The following is a 23,680-nucleotide window of genomic DNA, read 5'->3' as shown; positions in this document are numbered from 1 at the left end:
TTCAGCGCAGATGGTACTTGGCCCTGGTGGCCTGGGAGAGTATGTCGCCGCCAGGGAAAAAGACCTGATCAACAGGTCTTTTTTTTGTGGCAAATATTTAACGGAAAAAATGTTTAGAACCAGGACAGGAAGAAAAGAATACTCTATAACGAGAGTTTTGATTAAAAACGGGGGCTCGAAAATGAGTTTTCGGACCTGGGGAGACGAAATAAAAAACCAAAAGGATGAATACGCGGAGCGCAAAGTGTTGCCTGTATGTTTCTTCTGCAATAAAGTGCCGGAAGAAGGAATCCGCAGCGGTTTTTTTCTTAGAGGAATATTTATTTGCGAAAAATGCGAGAAGGAACTGGTATGCAGCAAACCTGAAAAAAGAGAGGAGTACATGCTCTCGATCGCCAAATTACGCAATATCCTTTTTAAGGATGATAAACCCCGGTAGGATTTACCGGGGTTTTTTAATTTGCTTTTGCCTTTCTTTTTCACAAAGCCAGGCTATTTCCTGCCTTATTTGAATAATTTTCAACATGTCAATTCCAAGGCAACGTGAAATTTCAAAATCATTTTTCTCATTTTTCCAGTAACGTATAAGCTTGTTAACATCGCATTTATATTTCTTGGAAAGAGAATTGATATTGAATTGATATTTGATTTTAGCCATTTTAGCATTCCCCAGCTTGATTTTAATCTTAGTTTTCCCTGTGCTTGAATTATGATTTAAGCTTTCATTAGTAGATTAAAGGAACCAGTAACATATTTATAATGTGGAACCAAAAAAATATGGTAAGATAAACATGAAAGCAACGGCTAGATAAAAAGGATTGAATTATGAAAAAAATAAAAAAGATGCCTTTAATAAAAGCGTTATCCGGGTACATTCAAAAAGAAAACACCGGTTTTCATACACCTGGGCATCGTCAGGGAAACGGCTGTGACCGCGTTTACCGCCGCCTGGTGCAAAAAAGTGCCTTGAAGATGGATTTGACTGAAATACCGGGGCTGGATAGTCTCAAAAACCCCACCGGATGTTTAAAAGAATCGCAGGAGCTGGCGGCCCGCTTATTTGGCGCCGAAAAAACCTTTTTTTTGATTAACGGCTCAACTGTTGGCCTTCATGCAGCGCTGCTCGCTGTTAACAAACCCGGGGGAAAAATAATCGTTCCCGGGAACTCCCATGTTTCGGTAATAAATGGCCTTGTTTTAAGCGGCGGCATACCGGTACCGGCTCCTGTGGAAATAGATCCCGAATGGGGAATTCCACTCGGTCTCAGGGCAGATAAACTCATGGAATTGCTTGAAGAGCATAAGCACTGCGAGGCGGTTATTCTTACTCATCCCAGTTACCAGGGAATTGGCGGGGACATTTACAAGCTGTCACGGGTTGTTCGAAACAGGCGGCTTCCCTTGATCGTTGACGAGGCCCACGGCGCACATTTGTATTTTTTCAAGGAAGCGGCTTTTTCCGCCCAAAAAAACAAACCGGATATTGTTGTGCACAGCACTCACAAAACGCTGGCCGCATTGACTCAAGCCAGCATGCTCCACGTGAACGATAAAAAATGGGTCGATTCTGTCCAGGGAGCGCTGGATATTTTACAAACGACCAGCCCGTCGTATTTGCTGCTGGCCTCGCTTGACGCCGTTCAGGGTCAAATGAGCGCAAGCGGCGAAGCCCTGATCGCGAAGGCGGTGGAACTAACGGAAAGGATGCGTCATGCCGTTCACGGCTTGCAGGGTTATCGTGTATACGAGGCGAACAGGGAAGAAGGCTGGTTTTGCGACCCGATGCGATTGATTGTTTCTGCAGCCGAACTGGGGCTGACCGGCTGGGAACTGGCTTCGCTGTTGAGGAAAAAAGGGATAGAAGTAGAGCAAAGCAGCTATTACTTTGTCCTTTTCCTTATCAATACTGGCCACAGCCGGCATGACATTGACAGGACAGTCCACGTCCTGGACAGGCTAAGACGCTGTAGAAAAAGAAGTCCCTTGCGTTCCATAAAAAGCGGGGCTGGTTTCGAAGGGGAAAAAAGAGAAATTATCATGGCTCCGCGCCAGGTGTTCAGCCGGCCTAAGGAAGAGATCGGTTTCAGAGAGGCGGAGGGACGAACAGCGGGGAAGTCCTTAACTATTTCCCCTCCAGGAATACCGGTTGTGTGGCCGGGGGAGATCATCCGAAAACGGCACCTTGATTATTTAGAGTGGGCGCAAGGATGCCGTCTCCTCATCCAGGGCCTTTCACCTGACAAAAAGCTCTCGGTTCTGTTGGAAGAATAAAGTAAAGAATATAACGGCATTATTAATTCTTTATACAAGGGGGGCTGGTAATGAAACTCATTATCTGCGTTGTTTCTGACAATAAGGATGCTCATACCCTGCTGGAGGAATTGATGAAAAAAGAATACAGGGTTACAAAGCTAGCCAGCACAGGCGGTTTTCTCAAGAAGGGCAACACTACCCTGCTGATTGGGGTGGAGCAGCAGCAGGTGGATGATGTCATACAGGTTATTGGCAATATCTGCCAATCCCGCAAGCAGTTTATTACACCGATCCCGCCTTTACCTGGGCCAGCGGAGCCTTTTCTTTCCTATCCGGTGGAAGTTATGGTGGGCGGCGCTGCGGTTTTTGTTGTCGATGTGGAAAAAAGTGTAAAGTTTTAAGCGGGTGACCGAACCATGCGCATACAAAACAGGCCGCGAGCCAAAAACACTAAAACAGCGAAACCGGCTGACGTAAAAGTGAAAACGGCGGCGCCCGTGACAAAGGATTTTCCTGATGAACTGGAAAAATATCACCGGGAAAAACTGCCGGGCGACATTGAGCAGCTTTTGAAAAAGCTCGATGAAACCGGTCGCCGCCTGGCTAACAGTTTTTCCGTATACGAACTTAAGAACTACAAGGACACCTTAAAGGATTTTCTCCGGCAAACCCAGGGGCAGCTTTACCAGTTGAAGGAAGAGACGGCACGGACGAGGCAGGGAAAAACAAAGGTCCTTCAGATTATTAAAAAAGTAGAATCCGAACTTGAGGAACTTTCCTCCTTGGTGCTGAGGCAGCAAAAAAACCAGGTGGCCTTATTGTCAAAACTGGACCAGATCCGCGGGCTGCTGGTTGATCTTTATTCCTGATCATTTAATTATTTTAGAAACCTCATTAGAAACGGAGAAAAGAAAATGGGATTTGAACGACTGAAAGGCCAGGCCAGGGCGGTGAGCATACTCCAAGCGGCATTAAAATCAAAACGTGTATCCCACGCTTACCTGTTCCAAGGACCTGGCGGTGTTGGGAAAAACCTGGCGGCGTCACTTTTTGCCCAGGCCTTGAACTGTGAAACCCCCAGCGGGGAAAACCCGTGTGAAAACTGCGCGGCTTGCCGGAAAATAAAGGCAGGCAGTCATCCTGATATATTGAGAATCCTTCCCGACGGAGCCTCGCTGAAGATCGCCCAGATCCGCACTATGCAGGAAAAGGCATATTTTAAGTGTTACGAAGGAAAATTTAAGGTTATAATGATCGATGATGTCCACCTTTTGACCACCGAAGCTGCCAACTGCCTCCTGAAAATACTGGAGGACCCGCCTGAGCGGACGGTTTTTATTCTCCTGGCGGAAGATGCCGGCAAACTGCCCCTGACCATCCTTTCCAGGAGCCAGGCGGTTCCTTTCGGACCGCTGGATGACGGTTTGATTCACGAATTGTTGGCTGAGAGGGGAATAAAAACCGTAATTCCGCCGGGCTTATCGCGCGGCTCGGCAGGAAAAGCTTTTGAAATTGCTCAAAAACTTAACAGACAGGAATTCATGGGGATCATGGCCGAGCTTTTTGAAGATATGAGAAGCGGGGGTTACCAGGAAGCATGTTCCTGGGCGGAGAAGCTGGAAAAAGATCGAGAACTGATGGAGCTGGTCCTGGAGTTCATCGCCCTGTATTACCGCGACACCATCGTAAAGCGGGTAACGGGTGAAGCAGCCGGCACGCTTGATCTTATTGCGGCCGGGAACTGCTCGCTCAAGTCGTGTTACCGGGCTCTGGAAGAACTCGACAAGGCGGGTTCCCGCTTGAGCAGTAATGCCAACACCCGCCTTGTTTTGGAAATCCTGTTTTTTAACCTGCGAAACATTGAAAGAGAGAAAACAAAAAGAAAAGAGGGTGTGCCCCAATGGTGAAAGTAGTAGGGGTGAGGTTTAAGACGGCTGGAAAAATATACTATTTTGATCCGGGGAATCTGAAAATCCCGCGGGATTCGAATGTTATCGTGGAGACAGTGCGGGGTTTGGAATACGGAAAAGTTGTGCTCGAAACGCGAGAGATCCCGGAAGAGGAAGTGGTCTTACCTCTCAAGAAAGTGATCCGCGTTGCGACGCCTGAAGATGCCGTACAAATGAAAGTGAACCGGAAAAAGGAGGAAGAAGCCAGGGGAATCTGCCTGAAAAAAATTAAAGATCACCAGCTTCCCATGAAGCTGGTTGATGTGGAATACACTTTTGACGGCAGCAAAGTGATCTTCTATTTTACGGCGGAAGGAAGGGTGGACTTTCGAGAACTTGTAAAGGACCTGGCATCGGTTTTTCGCACGCGGATCGAACTCAGGCAAATCGGAGTTCGTGATGAAGCCAAAATGCTTGGCGGTATAGGCTGCTGCGGGCGGATGCTTTGCTGTGTTTCGTTCCTGGGTGATTTCGAGCCCGTATCCATTCGCATGGCCAAAGACCAGAATCTTTCTCTTAATCCCACAAAAATATCCGGTATCTGCGGGCGCCTGATGTGCTGTTTGAAATATGAAAGCAACGGGTATGAATGCTCAAAGAAATGTGCCAAAATTCCAGATATACCGCTTGCGCCGGAAGATCTTCCCTTGGAAGAGTGCCTGGATAAGCTGGTTGATGAAGAGGACAAGGGCGGTCAAGAAAAACTTTAGGCACAAAAACATTGAGGTTGTTTAAGGGGGAGGCAGTATCCCGTGAAGATAACGGAACGTCTGGCAATGCTGGAAGAACAGTTGCAACTTATAAAGGAAGAAATTGTGGAACTAAAAATGATGGCCTGCACCCTGGAGGAAGAAAACGAGCGCCTGCGGCGAGAACTGTGCAGTTATACAGATGAGGACAAGGCAGAGGTTGAACGAAACGTCAGGAAAATGCAGGGAGAAGGTTATGACAACCTGGCAAGGCTGTATAAAGAAGGCTTTCATATCTGCCACCTTCATTTTGGTCAGGCCCGGCTGGGCGACTGCTTGTTCTGTATGAGTTTCCTGCGCAAGTTTTAATCTTTATGAAATTGAACCGGAAGCCGGAGGTACAGAGGTACAAATGGTGGCAACCCAATCGGGGGAAACCCTGGACGACCTGTTGATAAACGGTCTCAAAATAATCCAAAAGAGCGAAGGATTTCGGGTCACCCTTGATTCTGTTCTGCTGGCCCATTTTGCTACCGTGAAAAACGGGGACAGAATTGTTGACCTGGGGACGGGAAACGGGGTAATTCCCTTAATCCTGAACACCAGGGCAGAAAAACTCAATATTTGGGGCGTTGAAATTCAGGAAGAACTGGTGGAAATGGCCAGGAGGTCTGTTAAACTTAACGGCCTGGAAGAAAGGATCGCCATACTCCGGGGCGATATCCGTGATATTCATAAAGTGCTGGGCGGGGGATGTTTTACCCTGGTTACGGCCAACCCACCGCACTATTCTGTGGAGAAAGGGAGGGCCAGCAGTTTGCCGGCCAAGGCCTTGGCCAGGCATGAAATCAGCTGCGTACTGGAGGACGTGGTGGCCAGTGCCGGCAAACTTTTAAACCACCAAGGCCGCTTTGCCTTGATACACAGGGTTGAGCGTTTGGTCGGGGTCATTGACCTGCTGCGGCAATATGGATTTGAACCGCGAAAAATGCGTTTCATACACGCATACAAGAATAGGAACGCCAAGCACTTTTTATTGGAAGCGCGAAAAAACGCTTCCCCGGATTTAAAAGTGTTGCCTCCGCTCCTTGTTTATGACCGGCCGGGTAAATATTCCGGGGAAATATTAGAATGGTACGGAAAGGGGGAAAATGAGGGTGGAAAATGAAGGGCGCGGTATGCTGTACCTGGTGGGAACGCCAATCGGCAATATGAACGACATCACCCTGCGCGCCCTGGATACATTAAACAAAGTCGATTTAATTGCCGCCGAGGACACGAGGCAAACCCGGAAGCTCTTATCTCATTTTTCTATACAAAAGCCGGTTACCAGCTATTTTGAACACAATAAACAAGAAAAAGGTCCCGTTCTCATTAATGCGCTGTCCGAAGGCAAATCTGTTGCGCTTGTCTCCGATGCGGGAATGCCCGGCATATCCGATCCGGGAAACGATCTGGTCCGGGAGTGCATCAGGCTGGGGATACCGGTATCTGTTATTCCCGGACCGTCGGCCCTGCTGACGGGGCTGGTGGCCTCCGGGCTGGAAACGGCTTCCTTCGTTTTCGGCGGATTTTTTCCACGGGATAAAAAGGCGAGAAAAACAACCCTGGAGGGCATGAGGGAAGAACGCAGGACCATGGTTTTTTTTGAAAGCCCCCGCCGGCTGGTCAGGACTTTGCAGGACATACTGGAAGCGTGTGGGGACAGGCAGTGCTGCGTGGCCCGGGAGCTCACCAAGCGATACGAGGAATACCACAGAGGGACGCTCAGCGAAGTGCTGGCCTATTACGATAAAACAGGAACAAAAGGGGAGATTACCCTGGTTGTTGCCGGCAGGCCGCCCGGACTGGCGGTGCCGCCTTCCTGGGAACAAGTAGAAAGAGAAATGGAAATCCTTGCTGGGAAAGGCGTAAATAAAAAGGATGCTGTAAAAAAAATAGCCAAAGAGATTGGTATCTCCAAAAGAGAGCTGTACAACAGGTTTATGAAATAAACAGAAAATCATTTAAACAGTTTAAGTTAACGAGTTTATGGCCGGTGATAAAGAAAAGAAAAACAGCCGCGGTTTAGGCGGCTTTCCACAGGGACATTTTATGAACCATGGATATTGGGTGAGGCAGACAGTAAATTAGGCTGTCTGCCTTTGCCGCTGCTCGGCTATTTTCTCGGCTTCTTCAGCAAATGCGCCGACGACGCCGATGTCACGGTAGTGAATAATGATTTGCTGCTCCGCTGTTCTGGAGTACCGCTCTGCTCGCTCACCGACCTCAATCTTCTCGATAAAGATATTGAGCAGCTCTCCATTTAGCTCGTTTATCTCGGTGTACCGTTTCGCCTTATCGATAAATCGAGTGACATTGGAGATGGATGCTTGCAGTTCTTCGATCCGTTCCGCAGTTTGAGGGATTCGCTCCTTCAGGCTTTTTTGCTCTGCGTTGTAGTCACAAGACAGCATCCTGAACTGCTCATTTGTCACTCTTCCAAGCACATTGTCCTCATATAGCCGTTTGAACAAGGTGCTGAGTTCCGTGTCCCTCCGTCGCATTAATTCCAGTTCTCTTTGGAGCCTTTCAATCTCACGTCGGGTTTCGGCATTATTTTTTCGATTGATGTACTGGATGAATAACGCCTCCTGCTGCCGTGCGAAGTGGGTTACTCTCAGTAAATCATCGAGAACGATCGCCGCCAGATGGACTTCCCGAAGATAGTGTGCGCTACACTTTTCCTTGCCGCGTTTCCTATAGGTGGAACACATAAAATTGTTTTTCACAGCGGCCATGGTGTGCGCCCGATGGAGAATCATCTTTTCTCCGCAATCGATGCAGCGAACCAGCCCTGAGAACATATCCTGCTCAGCCATGTTTGCCCTGCGCCTTTTTCGCTTTCGGATATCCTGAACGATATCCCATGTTTCCTTCGTCACCAGCGGTTCGTGAGTGTTTTCAAACCGAAGCTGATCGGATTCGGGACGCTTGATCCGTTTCTTATTCTTGTAGGATACCGTGGTGTACTTTAGGCTGATAGTGTGCCCGAGATAGACTTCATCCTCTAAAATGTCGGCGACAGATCTGCTGTTCCAGTCATAAGGTCTGGTTACATCAACGTTGGTCAGAAGGACGCCGGTCTTGCTGTAGTAATAATAACCGGGTGTGAACACCTGCTCACTTTTTAGCTGCTTGGCAATCTGAGTAGGGCCCTTCCCTCCGACGCAGAGGCTGAATATCCTCTGAACAACCGGTGCGGCATCCTCATCGGGAACGATTCTACTTTTGGGATTGTTCTCATCCTTCTTGTAGCCATAGGGCGCTCTGGTCGCCACACGTTCGCCCCGTTCGGCCTGCGCTTTCTTGACCGCCCGGATTTTCCGGCTGGTGTCCTTGGCATAGAAATCGTTGAACAGGTTCACAAAAGGGGTGAAATCGTTATCGCCGCCGTAGAGACTGTCCACATTGTTGTTGACGGCGATGAAACGGACTCCGTAACTGGGGAATATCATCTCGGTGTACTGCCCGACCAGCAAATAATCTCTGCCGAGACGGGACATGTCCTTGACGATAATCGTCGCCACTTGATCATTTTCCACCATCTTCATCAGCTGTTTCCACGCAGGGCGGTTGAAGTTTGTGCCGCTGCAGCCATCGTCAGAAAGGAAGAGAATGTTTTCAAAGCCGTTATCGGCAGCGTATTTCTCCAGCATCAGCCTTTGATTCTGAATGCTGTTTGATTCTCCTTCCCGGTCGTCCTCCTGGCTGAGCCTGGCATATAAAATAGTGTATTTTTGGTTTGCCTGTTTCATAAATACCTCCTTTTCGTTTGGCAAACCGATACGGAATGTTGGGACTGCGGATTGCTCCGCAATCCCAAGCATACCGAAGAGTTTGCCGGAAGTCTACTGAATTTTGAGAAAGAATTTCGCTCATTTTTCCTGTTCCTTATCGATCAAGGAGAGGAGCTTTTCTGTGGGTAATGCTGCGGCTGCCCTGGGGAACACCGAGCGTACGGCGAACTTTTTCCCGCTAACAATCATGTTCCGTTCAAGGCAGATGCTGTCGGTCTGCTCCTTTAATTCCGTATCCTCGAACAGCGGAATCGGTTTCCCGTTGAAAATTTTGTCCCTGATTCCCGCCGTTTCATAGCTGCCCCAGATGCCGGTTTCGATGTAGTGCTGAAATTCCTTTTTGGTTTTTCTTCCCCATAACCGATGCTTCCGTATGCCCTTATTTTTAAACAGTTCCTCGATTTTTGGCCTGCTTGGATGTCCATCCGGGAGCAGAAAAATGTATTTCGGAAAGACGTAAGCGGTTATACAATTCTGCTGTGGCTTCATGACTTCATTATTCCTTTCTTGATAATATTTTGAATTTTCGTCTATAAATGTGTCGCATTCTCAACAGGCAATAACAGGAGAAAAACATACAACTCCGGCTGTGACCCCGCTTTGGACTTCCTTTTTCTGCGGTAAATGCGGCATTTTTTCGTTGCACGACTCCGAAGCCGACCCCAAGGGGCAATTTCTGACCCCGATGAAAAATGCCCTCCGACCCGCATTGCGGGGCGATGTTCGCCGGAGTGGGGGCGCTCTGCGACCCCGCTCCTTTAACCTGCTTCATTTTCGGCAGTATGGTTCACCTCCGAATCAGCGCTATAATACCTCTGTCTAAAAATCGGCTTCACCCTTTTTTTAGCCCCTTCACAAAGCCTCGACATGGGCGGTATCATGTCCGCAGGTGTTACGATGCCATACCCATCACCAAAATGCGACACAAGGGCACACAGGCGGCAGAAACGGGCGATTGCCGCTCGGTATCCCTTAGCTGATTTGCAGAATGGATTTTTGTTGTTTTTGCTCATACTTCCATGACTTTGCGGAAGTTGAGCCATCTTGGTTTAAGTCTCATTTATTCAAATTTTGAAAGCGCCAAAGGTGAGCCATGTTGGTGCAAGTTCCGCCTGCCGCAAACTGCGTGAAAGTTAGCCAACATGGTATACTTTCCGCCGATCCCTAACCCCGCCATGCCGCAAAGTTAGCCCACTTGGTTACACTTCGCTCCGCAAAGCTTCGGGAAGGTTGCAAGGATGCAAATCACTCTTCATGAACTAGGCAGACCCGATTAAAAAGACAGGCGTTGCATCGTTTGGCGCTTCCTGTCTTTTTAATCCGCTATTTTCAATTTTAGATTGACTCTTGTATATTTCTTTTATTTGCAATATGCAAATAAAAGTAGTATATTGATTGTATAATTACGGGATGAAGGAGATGGGCGTTATGCTTTATTTGACCGTGAAGGAGGCCGCGGAGAAATGGGGGCTGGGCACCCGGATTGTAACCCTGTATTGCGCAGAAAACAAAATCGAGGGCGCTGTCAAAAGGGGCAATCTGTGGCTGATACCGGAGTACGCCGGGCGGCCTGCCGACAAACGGCGCCGTGAGCAGCCGGCTCCCCGGCACTCGCTTTCGGACGAGCTTGCCCGCCTTCTGGAGGCCACCACCGTTCCGATGCCCAAACATAACCCTGACGCCATTTTGGACGCGGTGCGCGGGGAAAGGCTGTCGCTTCAATACGAGGCGGAGCTTTCTTATCTGCGGGGCGATTTTGCGCGGACGATGCGCTGTTATCAACGGACTGGCGGGGACGACGCGGCGCGGCTTCGCGCCTGCCCGGTAACGATTGCGGCGGCCATCAGCCTGGGGGATTACCGCGCATACACGGAGATCGACGCTTATCTTAAAAAATGCGCGGAAGTCCACAAGGGCAGCGGTGCGGCGGCTTTCGCGGAGCAGGCTCTTGCCACCGCCGCTGTGAGCATCATTGCACCGAACATGGCCCCAGACTGGCTGAAGGAAGGGGATTTCAGCGCCCTCGCTCCACAGGCGAAGCCGAATGCCCTCTATTTGCGCGCGAAGTATTTTCACTGTTTAAATAAGTATGACGCCATGCTGGCCGTGGCGCAGACCGCCCTGACCCTGTCCGCACAGCCGCAGGGATTCACGACAACCGATATTTATCTGCGGGTGACCTGCGCCGTCGCCTGCCATTGTCTCGGACGCGACGACGAGGCCCGGCGCTGGCTGCTGGAAGCCATGCGCCTCGCCCTGCCCCACGGCTTTATCACGCCCTTTGCGGAGGTCGTTACCGCGCTGGGAGGTCTGATCGAGCAGTGTCTGGAACGGGAGTTTCCCGCCTGCCGTGACGCGGTTCTTGGGCAATGGGAGCGCACCTGGAAAAACTGGATCGCTTTTCACAACCAATTCACGAAGGATAACATCACGCTTATGCTGACCCTGCGGGAATATCACCTCGCCCTGCTTGTGGCGCAGCGCGTCCCTTACGCCGAAATTGCCAGGCAGCACTGCATTTCCGTGGGCAGGCTCAAGAACATCATGCTGGAGATTTACGAAAAGCTATATTTATCCGGCCGGGAGGAGCTTGCAAAATGCATTATGTGAGTAAAAAAACGTGACTTTTTGAGGGTGAAAAGTCACTCCCTAAAAAATGGATTTTCCCCTATGATAGTAACGAAAAGCTGTCATAGGGGTTTTTTTTATATCCCCGTCCCGGAAAGGAGCGTGAAAGAATGCGCCCTGAGCAAAAGGAACCGTATAAGGTGTACCGGACGGGAGGCCGGGACTTTCCCGTTTACCTTGAGTACGACGAGCAGCTTGACGAGAGCTACCCGGCCTACCCCGACTTTGAGGAACACCCGGAGTATACCGGCGAGGGCCGCCCCTTTGCCACGGCGGAGCAGGAGAGCTGCTCCAATTGCAAGCCCGGCGTTCCAGGGGAACCGCCCCCCAGCGACTGCGGCGGCTGCGGCTGGTTTTACCGGGAGCAGACGCCCTGCGATCCTATCGGCGTCTGCATGTGCGACGCTCGGCGGCGCAAACCTAAATCAGGTGAGGAGCAAAGAGAATGATATGGAAACAAAGGATGATTGTTTTATCATAGTCCAATACAAGGTGGTCATGAGAATATGAAGACGGCGCAAAAACGTGTCTTTAGCCTGCTGCTGTGCGTTATGCTTGCAATCACCATGCTGCCGGTGAATGTGTTGGCGGGCAGCGGTTCAGCCGTACCCGCACAGCTTTCCGCTGCGACTGCAGGCGGTACTGCCGGCAATCCGGCCGGGCAGTCTTCCACCAATGCAAACGGCGGCACAATTGAGTTTGACAACCTGTTTGGGGACGTGAAGCCCGGCGACTGGTTCTTTGATGATGTGGGCTTCGTTTACACCAGCGGCCTGATGACCGGTACCGGAACGGAATCGCCGCTGTTCAGTCCCGATATGCCCATGTCCCGGGCTATGCTGGTCACGGTCCTGTATCGTCTGGCGGGAAGCCCGGATGCCTCCGGTCTGCCCAACGCTTTCACCGATGTGCCGGAAGACTCGTGGTACGGCAGAGCTGTAGCGTGGGCGGCGGCGAACGGTATAACCGGCGGCGTGGGCGGCAACCGTTTTGCGCCGGACGATAAAGTCACACGCGAACAGGCGGCGGTGTTTCTTCTTAGATATGCGCGGCTGATCGGAAAGGGACCCGCCGGCGAAGCAATAGGCGGCTCTGACTTTGCCGACAAGGACAAAATCCCGTATTGGGCTTTGGAAGGCGCCATGTGGTGCAGCATGACCGGCGTCATCACAGGCAAACCGGGGGATAACGGCATGCTCTTTGACCCGCAGGGAAACGCCACACGCGCGGAGCTTGCGGCGATGCTGCACAGGTTTTCGGATAATGTGGTCAACAGCCCTGCCGATGAACAGCCTGCCATGCCTGCCACCGGCTCTTCCTCCGGCTCGGGCTCAGGCTCAGGCTCGGATGATTCTCTGACAGTCTCCTTTGAAACCAACGGCGGCACCGCAATAGCTCCCGTTTCTGTGCCCCGGGGAGGCAAGCTTCCGGATGTGTCAATCCCCCTCAAGGACGACTACACCTTCACGGGCTGGTGTACCGACAGCAGTCTGACCCAACCCTTCTATTCCGATGCCCCCATCACGAAGAGCATGACTCTTTACGCATCTTATGCCGACAAGGACTATAACTATAAGGAATACGTCGATTCGGTCAAGTTTCTGCCGGACTGCGAAGATGATATAACATTCGAAATTTTGTCTCCGGAAACCATCGACAACGGCAATCTGGATAAGTACATAACAATTAAAGATAAGGTTAACGGAGATGAAATCCCTGACGTTACCGTAATGAGTCAGGGCGGAAACGTTTATGCCGTTTCACCCAAGGCGCCCTACACTTACACTCCCGGCGACACCTACGAGCTTTCCCTGAAAGACGAAAGCTTAAGCTTCAACAATGAAAAAGAAGAAGTCCGCACCATGGCCTTCAGCATTAAAAAGCCCGAAACCTATGACGTTCAATTCGTGGATGGCATAGTCTATCTTCTCTGGGACCAGGTCAACGTTATTGACGACGGCGTCTACAGTCTGCCGAAGGCTCTGGCCGACGACAAAGGGATCGCGGCCGGAACAACTATATGCTTAACTGACGAGCTTGATTCAAACGGCCAGGGAATTCTCAACGAAAACTCCAAGATCCGCAATGTGCTGAGCATTGTAAACACGGATTCAACAGACCCGCAGCGCGTCATGCTGTTTACCGAAGCCAGCAGCGTGGAGGACATTTATAAGCAGCTTGACGTTTATTTGCAGCAAAGCGTAGATCCGGAGAACATAGCCAGCTCCATTGATTTAAAGAAGCTTGAGCGGGACGTGAAAAACAGCGAGGGCACGCTGAGATTCACCAGGCTTCTGGCGCTTGCGCTCAATGACAGCCAGACGCTGGCGGCTATGCTTTCGTCGGCGGACGTGACCAGTTCGGCGGCGACACTCATGTCCGGTTCCTCCTCGCCATTTGCCGAGCCCACAGAAAACAATGATAAGCTTTCCATTACCGCCAATGCCCTGGTTTCCGGATTAACCGTCACCGCATCAATCGGCACGGCCAGAAATACCAATTTCCCCGGCGCGGTCGACAACAATTGGGTCGTGCTGACCATAAAATTCAACTACAATGCGACAATCAAGAAAGTCCAGGTGAAGGCCGACTTTACCTTCAAGGAGTTCATTACTCTTTCGACGGGAGCGAAGACCGGCCTGAATGCCAAACAGGGGATCTATTTTGATGCCTGGATCGACGCTTACTCGCAGACGGATGTGGAATTCAACGTCCTTGTCAAGACAGTGGACGTAGACGAGGAGTACTTAGATATCACCGCTGAAATCCAGAAGCTTATCGACGGCTTTACGAAGGACAATTCCGATGTCCCCGAAATCATCAGGGAGGTTTTGGGCTCGAAGGGCGACTACATAGACCTTGTGGAGGTCAATATTTTCGAGCAGTCGCAGGATGTCAAGATGCCGGCGCCCGTTTTGCAGTTTAAAGAGAAGGGCGACTTTGTCGTCCGGCTGAATCTTGCGGTTGGGCTGTCGGCCCAAAGCACCATCTTATCCGCCAGCCGCATAGGCATCAGAGGCGGCACGAGCCAGGACCTGGAAACGTACAGGTACGGGCTTGAAGGCGACGGCAGGCAAAGCTTCGACCTGTACTGCGCGGGCTATCTGGGAGTCAAGGCCGGCGTAAGGCTTACCGTAAGCGTCAATTTCTACGGCCTTGAATCCCTGGGCAGAGTCGGCTTTACGGGAGAAGTAGGCGCATATATGGACCTTTACGGCTTTTTGCAGCTTCACCTAGTCAAGGCCGGCGGCGCCCCCGACATCAACATGAACGGCGGCGTCTACATGGAAGTAGGCATCTACCTGGAGCTGAAAGTCTTTGCCGAGTCGGAGCTGTTCAGCGTAAAGGCGGAGCTTTCCGTGCTGGATGAAAAATTTCCTTTCTATACTCTGGGCAACCGGTATGTTCTGTACAGATTCAAGAACGCCGGCAAAACAGTGATTATCAACCAGAACGACTACTATATCAGCAACAGCGGCCTGCTGGACTGCGAAATGCTCGACCTCACCACCGGAGAGTTGGTCGAGGGCGACTATTCCAAGCTCAGTAAATTCTATTTCAAAATATCCAACCCGTGGATGATCGATTGGAATGATGAGAATCACCTCCAGGTCCAGCCGCAATATTTCGGGAAAACATATTACGGCGTGAGTGTTCCGAAAGGCACCCAGCGGCTGGACGCAAAGGTGCAGGTGTATTACGGCGGAGACAACCTCTGCTTCAGCAGCCGGGAAAAGGGCTACACCTATAATGAGATCAAGCTCATATGGATCGATCCCGGCATCGACCCCAAAACTGTCAACCTGAACCCCGTTACGGCAACCTATGTGGTCAATATGAACGGGGAGAAGGTTGGGGAGACGGAAAAGCTCGTGCTTGCGGGTACTGTCCCGGGCGCCATCGACCTGTCTGCCTGGTCCAACCCCATAGAAGGTCTGCTCGGATATCAGGAAGCTGAAGTAACCGGTTATGTAGGCGACTGGAATGAAGCCATCTGGAAGGATGCTACCTATGTGGTGAATATGACGAAGAAGCAGGTGCTGATATCCTATATATACCTCCACGACGGGCAGTGGCACTATGAGGTATATGCCGCCGAAAACGGCGATACGCCGCCTGTTCCCTCAAACTATCAGTCGCCGGGTCCGGGACGCACGTTTAAGGACTGGATGAGAAGGGATTACACGTACATTGATTACAGCTACCCAGCAACGAGCAACAAGCCGCTGACAAACTTAGATATCTATAGTGCCTGGGCATGTAACCTGACCTTTACAGGTTACGACAAAACGCAGCCGGTCTATACATTTACCGGCACACTGGATGAGTGCAACGAAAAATTTAATGAAAATCAGAAAACAAGGCCCGTCATGTTCCACAACGTGGCAGAGTATGACACTGTCCGGGAATACATTACGTTCAACTATCCCAGGATGCAGTACACGGCTTATGGGCAGAATTTCGATGTAATGTATGAAAGTGAATCCTTCTTATTCGATTACGGCAAGACTCCTCTGCCCCCGCGCCAAAAGAGCTATCCCGGGTGTACGATTTTAGGATGGAGCCACAGATACGTCGACGAGGCGGATTACGCTTATGACGGGCTGCCCCCGGCTACACAGGATACCTATTACAATCTTATTGTCGAATTCACGCAGCGCCGGATCATATTCAAAACGGATATGGGAACCTTTGCTGACGGCAGCGCCACAGCCGACTCCGGTATGATTCCATATCCGGATTATCTGAAGTATGTGGAGGACTTCCAGAACGCCAACAACGCCCTCACGATCCAACCGGTGCAAAAGGACGGCGTACTCTACAAATTCCATCACTGGGACGTGGACTACTCTCAAGACAAGCAGGGCATCCAGACCTGGAACGCGGTGTGGGTCGCCGCTTCCGGCCAGGAGTTCACCGCCACCTTCAACGCCGGAGAGGGAGCCGCGTTCCCCGGCGGAAGCACAAGCGTTTCCCTCCGGGTCACTTGTGGTACGCGCCTGAATTTGGCCTCGTACGCCCCTGTTAAGGCCGCGGATAACCAGTACACCTATACGCTGACAGGCTGGAAGGATCAGGACGGAAATACCTACGGCCTGACCGATACCGTCACCGTTCAAAAGGATATGACCTATACGGCGGTCTACACGCCGGCCGAGAGGATGTATACCGTAACGGTCAGCGCCGGAAACGGAAAGTTCTCCGACGGCACCAATACAAAAACCTTTACCGGCAAATACGGAGAGGATACGAATATTTCGGAAAGCATAAGCGACCCCATACCTCCATCGGGCAATTCCAACTATCATTATGAGTTCGACGGCTGGTCGGAAGCTTTCCCGAAGACATTCACACAGGACATGACCATTACCGCGAAGTACAGACAGGTCGAAAACGAGTACACCATCACCTTTGACGCCGGCAGCGGTTCCTTTGCGGGCGGCTCGACTACCATAACACAGACCTATCATTACGGCGATGTAATCGTTCCTCCCGATGATCCGACCAAAGCGGAGAACGAATACTTCCGGTATGAGTTTACAGGCTGGTTCCCGACGCTGACTGAGGGAGACACCGTTACCGGCAACCGCACATATACGGCAAACTACCGTTCCGTTCCAAAAGGTGCGACGCTGCCGGAGAGCGGAATTACCGTAACAAACGGCGAAGTAACCGAGGATATCAGCGTGGGCAGCATCTCCGGCTATACCTACGAAATGGTCGAAACGTTTGACGGAACTACCGTTCCCGTCCTTACGATTACGGGAGACGGGCTGACCTTCAGCGGAACAGGCAGCAACGTATACGTGAACATTGACGGCGCGACAAACTCCGTTACCTTCGATAATCTGAACATCTCGTTCAGCAAAAAATATTTTGACAGCATAAATATTGGGGAAAGCGGCAGTCCGTTGACCGTCAACATTGTGGGGAACTGCGCTTTCGAAATTACATTGTCGTCAGATGAAGCTCAGAATGTCATGCGCATTGAGCGTCCCACCCGATTTGCCGGTACGGACAAAACCGAAGACTCGCTGCGTATCGGCACTTCAGGAGGTAAGGCGATTTACGCCTCGAACAGCCTGACATTTGATACCCTGGATTTGGCAATAGACGCGGCAGGAGGCGAAGGCATCGATATGGGTTCAATATACGCGCTGAGCGCGGATGTGGGCGAAGGGGAGCAGTCCGTGTGCCGCTTCGTGTATTCCGATGTTGCCATTGCCTCAGACGGCGGCGGATTCATGTTGGGGTCGATTGGCATAGAAATCCAAAACAGCGTTTTGGGCATGAATTGTGACGGCCCGGCAGGAATTCTTGGCGGATTTGCGGTCGATGCTTCCAATGTGACCATTGCAGCCGGGCAAGGGCTTTGGATTGACGGAGACGCCGCATTCTCCGGAGCTTCGCAAATCAAGCTGACGGCAGACGGGGGCGCGGCCATAAGCGCCGCAAGCGGTATAACCGTGCCGGATGACTACGATTTGGGCGGCGCGTCAATCCGACTTTTGACAGACAGCTCAACAGGCGACTATTATACCTTTGCCATTGAAACAGAAGGCGTCTGGATTCCGGCGGCAAATGTGGAGATACACTCTCCTTGAGGCGCTGCGCAACCTGCTTGGGAAAACAGAGTTAAGAATTAAGCAAATATATTGGGATGCAAACGAGGCGCTTCGTATGAAACGCCTCGTTTGTTCACCTTCCGTATCGGTTTGGGGTATGGTTCAATAAGTTTCCCTATTGAACCGTGCCTTAGGCGGGTTCCTTTTTGTTTTTTTATTGAACCATGGGTAAAAGTAAATATGGTATCTATAATTATCTGCTCTGCATTTAATGTAAATATGCGCAAAAGAGCTTAGCTTCAAACGAGGCCAAGCCCTATTAATGATAAAAACCTTTTATCTGCGGTATTTTACTCCATTTCCATCTTCGAAAGCTGTTTTAGCTGTTCACGCTTGCCGTAAATAACGGCGGTAACCTGCACTTTACTATTTTCTTCGTCAATCCAGAAAAAAATAAGAAAGTTTTTCACAGGCATTTTGCGAACGCCGCAGGTGCGCCACGGTTCTTCCTCTGTCAACGCAACCCGCTGCGGAAACTGTGAAAGCGACGAAATCGAGCGTTCCATTTCATTGAGCAGACGCAAAGCGGCTTTCGGCGCTTTTAGCTCGGAAGCGACGTAATCTACGATTTCCTGCAGTTGTTCCTCCGCCTGTGTAGTGATTTTAACCGTATACGTATTGTCTGCCATAAGCTATAATCCTCGTCTTAAATCAGCGAACACCTCAGAAACTGGACGAGAATGGTCGGCTTTTGCTTCATCCAAACCATTCTGCATGATTGTATTGAACGTATCGGCATCCATTTCATCCCGTGCCATTGGAGCGGCGGGAAGCGACAGGGAAAACGGGATGCTTTTGGTCATAACAATTTGCTTGTAGAGCATATTGATAACAACGGAAGCCGGAATCCCCAGTTTTGACATGATCGCTTCCGCTTTTTCCTTTATTTCTGGCTCGACACGAGCAAGGACATTTGCTGTTTTAGCAGCCATAATAACACCACCTTTCCTTTTAAATATTATATTCTATTGTATAACGTTTAGCAATACATTATTCAAGTTTTTATTTCTGGCTCCGAATTTCAACGTTTCGAATCTTCTATCATTAAGTATTGAAACTTTAATTGATATGCATTAAGTAATAAATGGTTTAGAACTTCGCAAATAATAAACATTAATAAAGCCTTGACAATGGTATATACTTAAATATATACTATAAGTGAGGTGATTAGAAATGGAAACTGCAAAATTATTTGTCAATGGTCAGAGCCAGGCTGTTCGGTTGCCTAAAGAATACCGTTTTTCAGGTAACGAAGTATATATTCAAAAAGTGGGTAATACTGTTATGTTGTTTCCAAAAGAGCGTGCATGGGAAACCTTTCTTAACGGTCTTAACAGCTTTACCGATGATTTCTTGGCAGACGGACGTAATCAGGGTGTTCAAGCGCCGAGGGAGACGTTATGAAATACATGCTTGATACAAATATTTGTGTGTATCTCATAAAGAAAAAACCAGAAAATGTGCTCATGAATCTCCATTCGAACATGGGCGACGGCGTTGCCATTTCTGCAATTACTCTTGCAGAACTCATAAATGGCGTTGAAGCAAGCGCTTACCCGGGAAAAAATGCGCTTGCGCTAAATCAATTTCTGTCCATTGTGGACATCTTGCCATTTGATGATGAAGCGGCCGCAGAATACGGGAAAATTTGCGCAACGTTACGGCGGCAAGGAACTCCGATTGGAGTTATGGATATGCTGATTGCAGCGCACGCAAAGGCCAAAGGACTTATCATTGTCACTAATAATGGCCGTGAATTTGAGCGAATTGAGGGTCTTGGACTAGAAAATTGGGTTAGTGCATGAAAGCCCGTCGGCATTGCTTAGCTGATCAAGAGTGACTCAAGCGAGGCACTTCATTGTGAAGATAAACCCTATACATAAAAAGTGAAGGGCATAAAACCTATGGCGATGAAAAAGAATATCAAAATCACAATACGCTCCAATACAGCTGAATACCCGACATTTTTGTGGAAGCTCATCAGGAGGAATTATGACAGGTACAAATAAAGAAATTGTTGTTATAATACTGCATGACGGCTTCCGCCTTGACTGGCAGGAGACGCAGGAACCCTTGGAGGATGTACAGTACTCTATTCAAAATCAACTATTTGAACAATGGAGGGAGAATCCGTATAAGGCTCTTTTCAGCCTTGGTTTCAGGCAAATTCCGGCTCCGGTATCCGATTCGTTGCAATTTCTTAAAAACATATCCGATGCATTTATAAGATCCCTCTCAAGGCAGCCTGATATAGAATTTTTAAGGGAAAAGACCACCGTCGAACCCGAAGAAGAAAATCAAAATATTATAAATGCGGCACCATTTATGAACGGGCTGAAATACCTTGACAGTCAATGGATCGATAATATCTGGGAAAAGCTGCTTGAAGTGTTCAGAGAAGAGATACGCGATTACCGGGGGAGCGTGGCTGAGTATTTTGCTTCCCTGAATCCCATCGTGCATGTGATGGGGCGGGTATTTTTCCATCTCGTTGAGAACAAAAAGGACGATTACCCTTTTGCTTTTATGGCTACCTATTCATCTAAGGTTTCATCCGATGGAAGGTCAAAGCACCTGCCGCTAAAAAATGCCCTTATTGAATACAGGGATGACCATAAAAAATTACTGGAGCTTTTATCCACAGTAAGCAAAGCCGCTGCAAAAAGCACATTCGTCCGCGAGCTGCAAGACTCCGGAGATATATTTCATCCCATCGGACTTACCTCCGATGAAGCATATACATTTCTTAAGGAAATACCCTTGTATGAAGAGTCGGGTATACTTTGCAGGATTCCCAACTGGTGGAAGAACAAATCGAATTCCATAAAGCTGACCGTAAATATTGGCACAAAGCCTCCTTCCCTCCTAGGATTTGACGCCCTTTTGGATTTTGACGCACAGATTTCGGTCGGAGACGAGAAATTAACCATAGACGAGTTAAAAAAATTATTGGCAGAGACAGAAGGATTGGCTTTTATTAAAGGCAAATGGGTGGAAATAAATCACGAAAAACTCAAAGAAGCCCTTCTGGCCTATGAACAGGCCCGGAAGCTTATCGGCAGGAATGATATGACCTTGCTTGAAGCCATGAGACTACAACTGAATCCGGCTGAAATGCTAGGTCTTGAAAATAAAGCCCAGGCTGTTGAGGTTACAAATGGGCAATGGCTTAACACTGTTATTTCAAGGCTGACTCAGCCAGAAAACCTGGAAACCGTGACTTCGGGAGAGAATTTCAACGCCATTCTCAGGCCATATCAGGAAAAAGGGCTTGCATGGCTCCATTACATGAAAACGCTGGGCCTGGGAGCCTGTCTTGCGGACGACATGGGCCTTGGCAAGACCATTCAGGTAATCGCTCTTTTGAATTACATAAGGTCCCGGAAAAAAGAGAAAACGCTTCTTGTAATTCCTGCTTCACTGATTGGCAATTGGACTGATGAAATAAATAAATTTGCGCCATCGCTTAAATATTATATCCTGCATCCTTCTGAAAATGACGACCGAAGCGTTGATGAAATACAGTCAACCGATGAATATGAATTGTTCATTACAACATACGGTATGCTTTCAAGGTACGAGCGGCTAAAGAAAATAACCTGGGACACAGTGATACTTGATGAAGCTCAGGCCATAAAAAACCCCGGCACCAAACAGTCAAAAGCGGTAAAGCAATTGAAGGCAGTCTTTAAAATTGCAATGACAGGCACTCCGGTAGAAAACCGGCTTTCAGACCTCTGGTCAGTGTTTGATTTTCTTAACAGCGGATTGCTGGGCACCGCAAAGGAATTTACCGATTTCGCCAAGAAACTAAAAGAAGACCAGGTTGGTTATGCACGTCTCAGAAAGGTCGTCGGCCCGTTTATATTGAGAAGGTTGAAAACAGATAAAAGCATCATCTCAGACTTGCCCGACAAGATAGAGATGAAGACTTATTCATCGCTAACGAAGAAACAGGCCGCCCTTTATGATTCACTGGTAGAAGACATTAAAGTCAAATTAGAGGCCGCGGAGGAAGGAATTGAACGAAAAGGGCTCATACTTTCATCTATAATGAAATTCAAGCAAATTTGCAATCATCCTGACCAGTATCTTGGACAGGCTTTTTATTCCGAGGATGAAAGCGGTAAGTACGCAAGGCTTAGGGAGATTTGTGAGACAATTTATGAAAAGCGTGAAAGTGTGCTTGTATTCACACAATTCAAGGAAATCACCCGTCCGTTGAAGGATTTCCTGGAAACCGTATTCTTCCATGAAGGCCTTGTTTTGCACGGAGAGACGCCGGTTGCCAAAAGGCGGGAAATCGTTGAAAAATTCCAGAGCAGCGGTGAATATGTCCCTTTTCTTGTGCTTTCGATCAAAGCCGGGGGCGTAGGCTTGAACCTGACCAATGCAAATCATGTGATCCATTTTGACAGGTGGTGGAATCCGGCAGTGGAAAATCAGGCGACAGACAGGGCTTTCAGGATAGGACAAAAGAAAAATGTCATAGTGCATAAGTTTATAACAAAAGGTACAATTGAAGAGAAGATTGATATAATGATAGAGGATAAGGTAAAGCTTGCCAGAGATATAATTCCTGATGTTCAGGAAAACTGGATCACAGAAATGGATAACAGGCAGCTTATGGAACTGTTCAGGCTGGAAAGGTAGGTATTATGTCACGTTTTGGTCATTATGGCTTTTATGAGCGTGTCTCTGTAGATGAAGAAAAGGAACGGAACAAAAAAGCAGTTGAAAAGTTGATGAAGAAGAATCCCGGCATAGCGCCAATAGTTGTGAGCGGAAGGAAGCTTGCATCCACCTGGTGGGGAAAGTCCTGGAATGACAATCTTGAAAGCTACTCCGACTATTCAAACCGCATTGGCCGGGGACGCAGCTATGTTCTGCACGGAGCGGTACTCGACCTTCAGATTGCCCCGGGAAAGGTATCAGCGCTTGTACAGGGCAGCAGAAGAGCCCCTTATGAGGTTGTAATTGATATCAAGCCGCTGGATAAAGCCGCATGGGACAAGCTGGTAAAAGCTTGTGAAGGGAAAATTGAGTCGCTTCAGGAATTGCTGGAGGGAAGATTCCCAAAGGCTCTTGATGAGTTGTTCACTGCGAAAGGCAAAGGCTTATTTCCAACCCCGAAAGAAATAAGGTTTGATTGCAGCTGCCCCGATTATGCCACAATGTGCAAGCATGTTGCGGCAGCACTTTATGGGGTCGGTACAAGGCTTGACGAGAATCCTTCACTTTTTTTCGTCCTGCGCAATGTAAACGTGGATGAACTGGTATCGAAAGCCATAGTACAAAAGTCAGAGATGCTTCTGAGCAAGTCCGGGAGAAAGAGCGGCAGGATTATTGAAGGGAACGGTCTCTCTGCCATGTTCGGGATTGAGATGGATGAAATACAGGCATCAGAAAAGGAACAGAAATATCAGCCGGATATTGCAGCAGAGGAGCCTGCTGCAAAGGAGAAAAAAATTCCCGGGAAAGAAAAAGATAATAAGGTGCCCGGAAAAAGGGGACGAAAGCCGAAAAAACCAATTGTTTGAAATGGACTATGAAATTAACACAATGTGCAGTGAGAGGCGCTATCCCTTATATGGGATAACACCTCTCTCCTGTTTTTCCGTATCGGTTTGGGGTATGGTTCAACAAGTTTCCCTATTAAACCGTGCCTTTGGAACCGCGCCTGTTTTCATGTGCCT

21 protein-coding genes are annotated in these 23,680 nt (G+C 49.1%); 16 read left to right on the top strand and 5 right to left on the bottom strand.

Translation table 11 applies throughout. From position 1 onward, the window contains the following. A partial coding sequence (locus NUV48_08260) for a sigma factor G inhibitor Gin (GenBank protein MCR4442133.1) occupies window positions 1–439 on the top strand: 439 nt, incomplete at its 5' end. A 3-nt stretch (window positions 440–442) separates the two neighbouring features. Here NUV48_08260 and NUV48_08255 read toward each other — a convergent pair. Then, on the bottom strand, window positions 443–658 hold the full coding sequence (locus NUV48_08255) for a hypothetical protein (GenBank protein ID MCR4442132.1): 216 nt from the start codon (window positions 656–658) through the stop codon (window positions 443–445). A 167-nt stretch (window positions 659–825) separates the two neighbouring features. On the opposite strand from NUV48_08255, the gene NUV48_08250 reads away from it, so the two are divergent. The 8 genes from NUV48_08250 to rsmI are packed head-to-tail and all read left to right on the top strand — an operon-like array spanning window position 826 to window position 6,885. Continuing rightward, complete coding sequence (locus tag NUV48_08250; protein ID MCR4442131.1) at window positions 826–2,271, top strand: aminotransferase class I/II-fold pyridoxal phosphate-dependent enzyme; 1,446 nt, start codon at window positions 826–828, stop codon at window positions 2,269–2,271. Between the two features lie 50 nt (window positions 2,272–2,321). After that, a complete protein-coding gene (locus tag NUV48_08245; GenBank protein ID MCR4442130.1) occupies window positions 2,322–2,654 on the top strand; it encodes a cyclic-di-AMP receptor in 333 nt (110 codons plus the stop codon). A gap of 15 nt (window positions 2,655–2,669) precedes the next feature. Beyond that, the gene (locus NUV48_08240; GenBank protein ID MCR4442129.1) at window positions 2,670–3,122 is read left to right on the top strand and encodes a YaaR family protein; all 453 of its coding nucleotides are present in this window, start codon (window positions 2,670–2,672) and stop codon (window positions 3,120–3,122) included. Between the two features lie 45 nt (window positions 3,123–3,167). Further along, on the top strand, window positions 3,168–4,160 hold the full coding sequence (gene holB, locus NUV48_08235; GenBank protein ID MCR4442128.1) for a DNA polymerase III subunit delta': 993 nt from the start codon (window positions 3,168–3,170) through the stop codon (window positions 4,158–4,160). Further along, window positions 4,154–4,912: a stage 0 sporulation family protein gene (locus NUV48_08230; protein ID MCR4442127.1), complete on the top strand. Its 759-nt coding sequence runs from the start codon at window positions 4,154–4,156 to the stop codon at window positions 4,910–4,912. Before holB ends, NUV48_08230 begins: the two co-directional genes overlap by 7 nt. A gap of 42 nt (window positions 4,913–4,954) precedes the next feature. Next, complete coding sequence (locus NUV48_08225; GenBank protein MCR4442126.1) at window positions 4,955–5,260, top strand: initiation control protein YabA; 306 nt, start codon at window positions 4,955–4,957, stop codon at window positions 5,258–5,260. 43 nt (window positions 5,261–5,303) lie between these two features. Further along, window positions 5,304–6,059 (top strand): tRNA1(Val) (adenine(37)-N6)-methyltransferase, encoded by a 756-nt coding sequence (locus NUV48_08220; protein MCR4442125.1) that lies wholly within the window; start codon window positions 5,304–5,306, stop codon window positions 6,057–6,059. After that, the gene (gene rsmI / locus NUV48_08215; protein MCR4442124.1) at window positions 6,049–6,885 is read left to right on the top strand and encodes a 16S rRNA (cytidine(1402)-2'-O)-methyltransferase; all 837 of its coding nucleotides are present in this window, start codon (window positions 6,049–6,051) and stop codon (window positions 6,883–6,885) included. Before NUV48_08220 ends, rsmI begins: the two co-directional genes overlap by 11 nt. 135 nt (window positions 6,886–7,020) lie before the next feature. Here rsmI and NUV48_08210 read toward each other — a convergent pair whose 3' ends face one another. After that, on the bottom strand, window positions 7,021–8,688 hold the full coding sequence (locus NUV48_08210; GenBank protein ID MCR4442123.1) for a recombinase family protein: 1,668 nt from the start codon (window positions 8,686–8,688) through the stop codon (window positions 7,021–7,023). Between the two features lie 120 nt (window positions 8,689–8,808). After that, window positions 8,809–9,219: a hypothetical protein gene (locus tag NUV48_08205; protein MCR4442122.1), complete on the bottom strand. Its 411-nt coding sequence runs from the start codon at window positions 9,217–9,219 to the stop codon at window positions 8,809–8,811. A 939-nt stretch (window positions 9,220–10,158) separates the two neighbouring features. Here NUV48_08205 and NUV48_08200 point away from each other — a divergent pair. The 3 genes from NUV48_08200 (at window position 10,159) to NUV48_08190 (ending at window position 17,963) form a co-directional block, all read left to right on the top strand. Beyond that, window positions 10,159–11,340, top strand: a complete 1,182-nt coding sequence (locus tag NUV48_08200) for a hypothetical protein (protein MCR4442121.1) — start codon at window positions 10,159–10,161, stop codon at window positions 11,338–11,340. A 128-nt stretch (window positions 11,341–11,468) separates the two neighbouring features. Next, a complete protein-coding gene (locus tag NUV48_08195) occupies window positions 11,469–11,807 on the top strand; it encodes a hypothetical protein (protein ID MCR4442120.1) in 339 nt (112 codons plus the stop codon). Between the two features lie 57 nt (window positions 11,808–11,864). Further along, complete coding sequence (locus tag NUV48_08190) at window positions 11,865–17,963, top strand: S-layer homology domain-containing protein (protein ID MCR4442119.1); 6,099 nt, start codon at window positions 11,865–11,867, stop codon at window positions 17,961–17,963. Between the two features lie 311 nt (window positions 17,964–18,274). On the opposite strand, the gene NUV48_08185 is transcribed toward NUV48_08190, so the two are convergent. Further along, entirely contained in the window at window positions 18,275–18,613 is a 339-nt protein-coding gene (locus tag NUV48_08185) for a type II toxin-antitoxin system RelE/ParE family toxin (GenBank protein ID MCR4442118.1), read from the bottom strand. A 3-nt stretch (window positions 18,614–18,616) separates the two neighbouring features. Then, the gene (locus tag NUV48_08180; GenBank protein MCR4442117.1) at window positions 18,617–18,916 is read right to left on the bottom strand and encodes a type II toxin-antitoxin system RelB/DinJ family antitoxin; all 300 of its coding nucleotides are present in this window, start codon (window positions 18,914–18,916) and stop codon (window positions 18,617–18,619) included. Window positions 18,917–19,157: 241 nt separating this feature from the next. Between NUV48_08180 and vapB the strand changes: the two genes are divergently transcribed. From vapB to NUV48_08160, 4 genes are all read left to right on the top strand, one after another. Further along, window positions 19,158–19,388 carry a type II toxin-antitoxin system VapB family antitoxin gene (gene vapB, locus NUV48_08175; protein ID MCR4442116.1) on the top strand — a complete coding sequence of 77 codons (231 nt, stop codon included), beginning with the start codon at window positions 19,158–19,160 and terminating at the stop codon, window positions 19,386–19,388. Beyond that, on the top strand, window positions 19,385–19,789 hold the full coding sequence (locus NUV48_08170; GenBank protein ID MCR4442115.1) for a type II toxin-antitoxin system VapC family toxin: 405 nt from the start codon (window positions 19,385–19,387) through the stop codon (window positions 19,787–19,789). Before vapB ends, NUV48_08170 begins: the two co-directional genes overlap by 4 nt. Before the next feature lie 520 nt (window positions 19,790–20,309). Continuing rightward, window positions 20,310–22,637, top strand: coding sequence for a DEAD/DEAH box helicase (locus NUV48_08165; GenBank protein ID MCR4442114.1), 2,328 nt, complete (start codon window positions 20,310–20,312; stop codon window positions 22,635–22,637). 5 nt (window positions 22,638–22,642) lie between these two features. Beyond that, on the top strand, window positions 22,643–23,524 hold the full coding sequence (locus NUV48_08160; protein ID MCR4442113.1) for a hypothetical protein: 882 nt from the start codon (window positions 22,643–22,645) through the stop codon (window positions 23,522–23,524). Window positions 23,525–23,680 lie beyond the last annotated feature (156 nt).

The sequence above is a fragment of the Peptococcaceae bacterium genome (assembly GCA_024655825.1).
In the GTDB taxonomy this organism is placed as follows: domain Bacteria; phylum Bacillota; class Peptococcia; order DRI-13; family PHAD01; genus JANLFJ01.
This window is presented reverse-complemented; position numbering and strand designations above follow the sequence as displayed.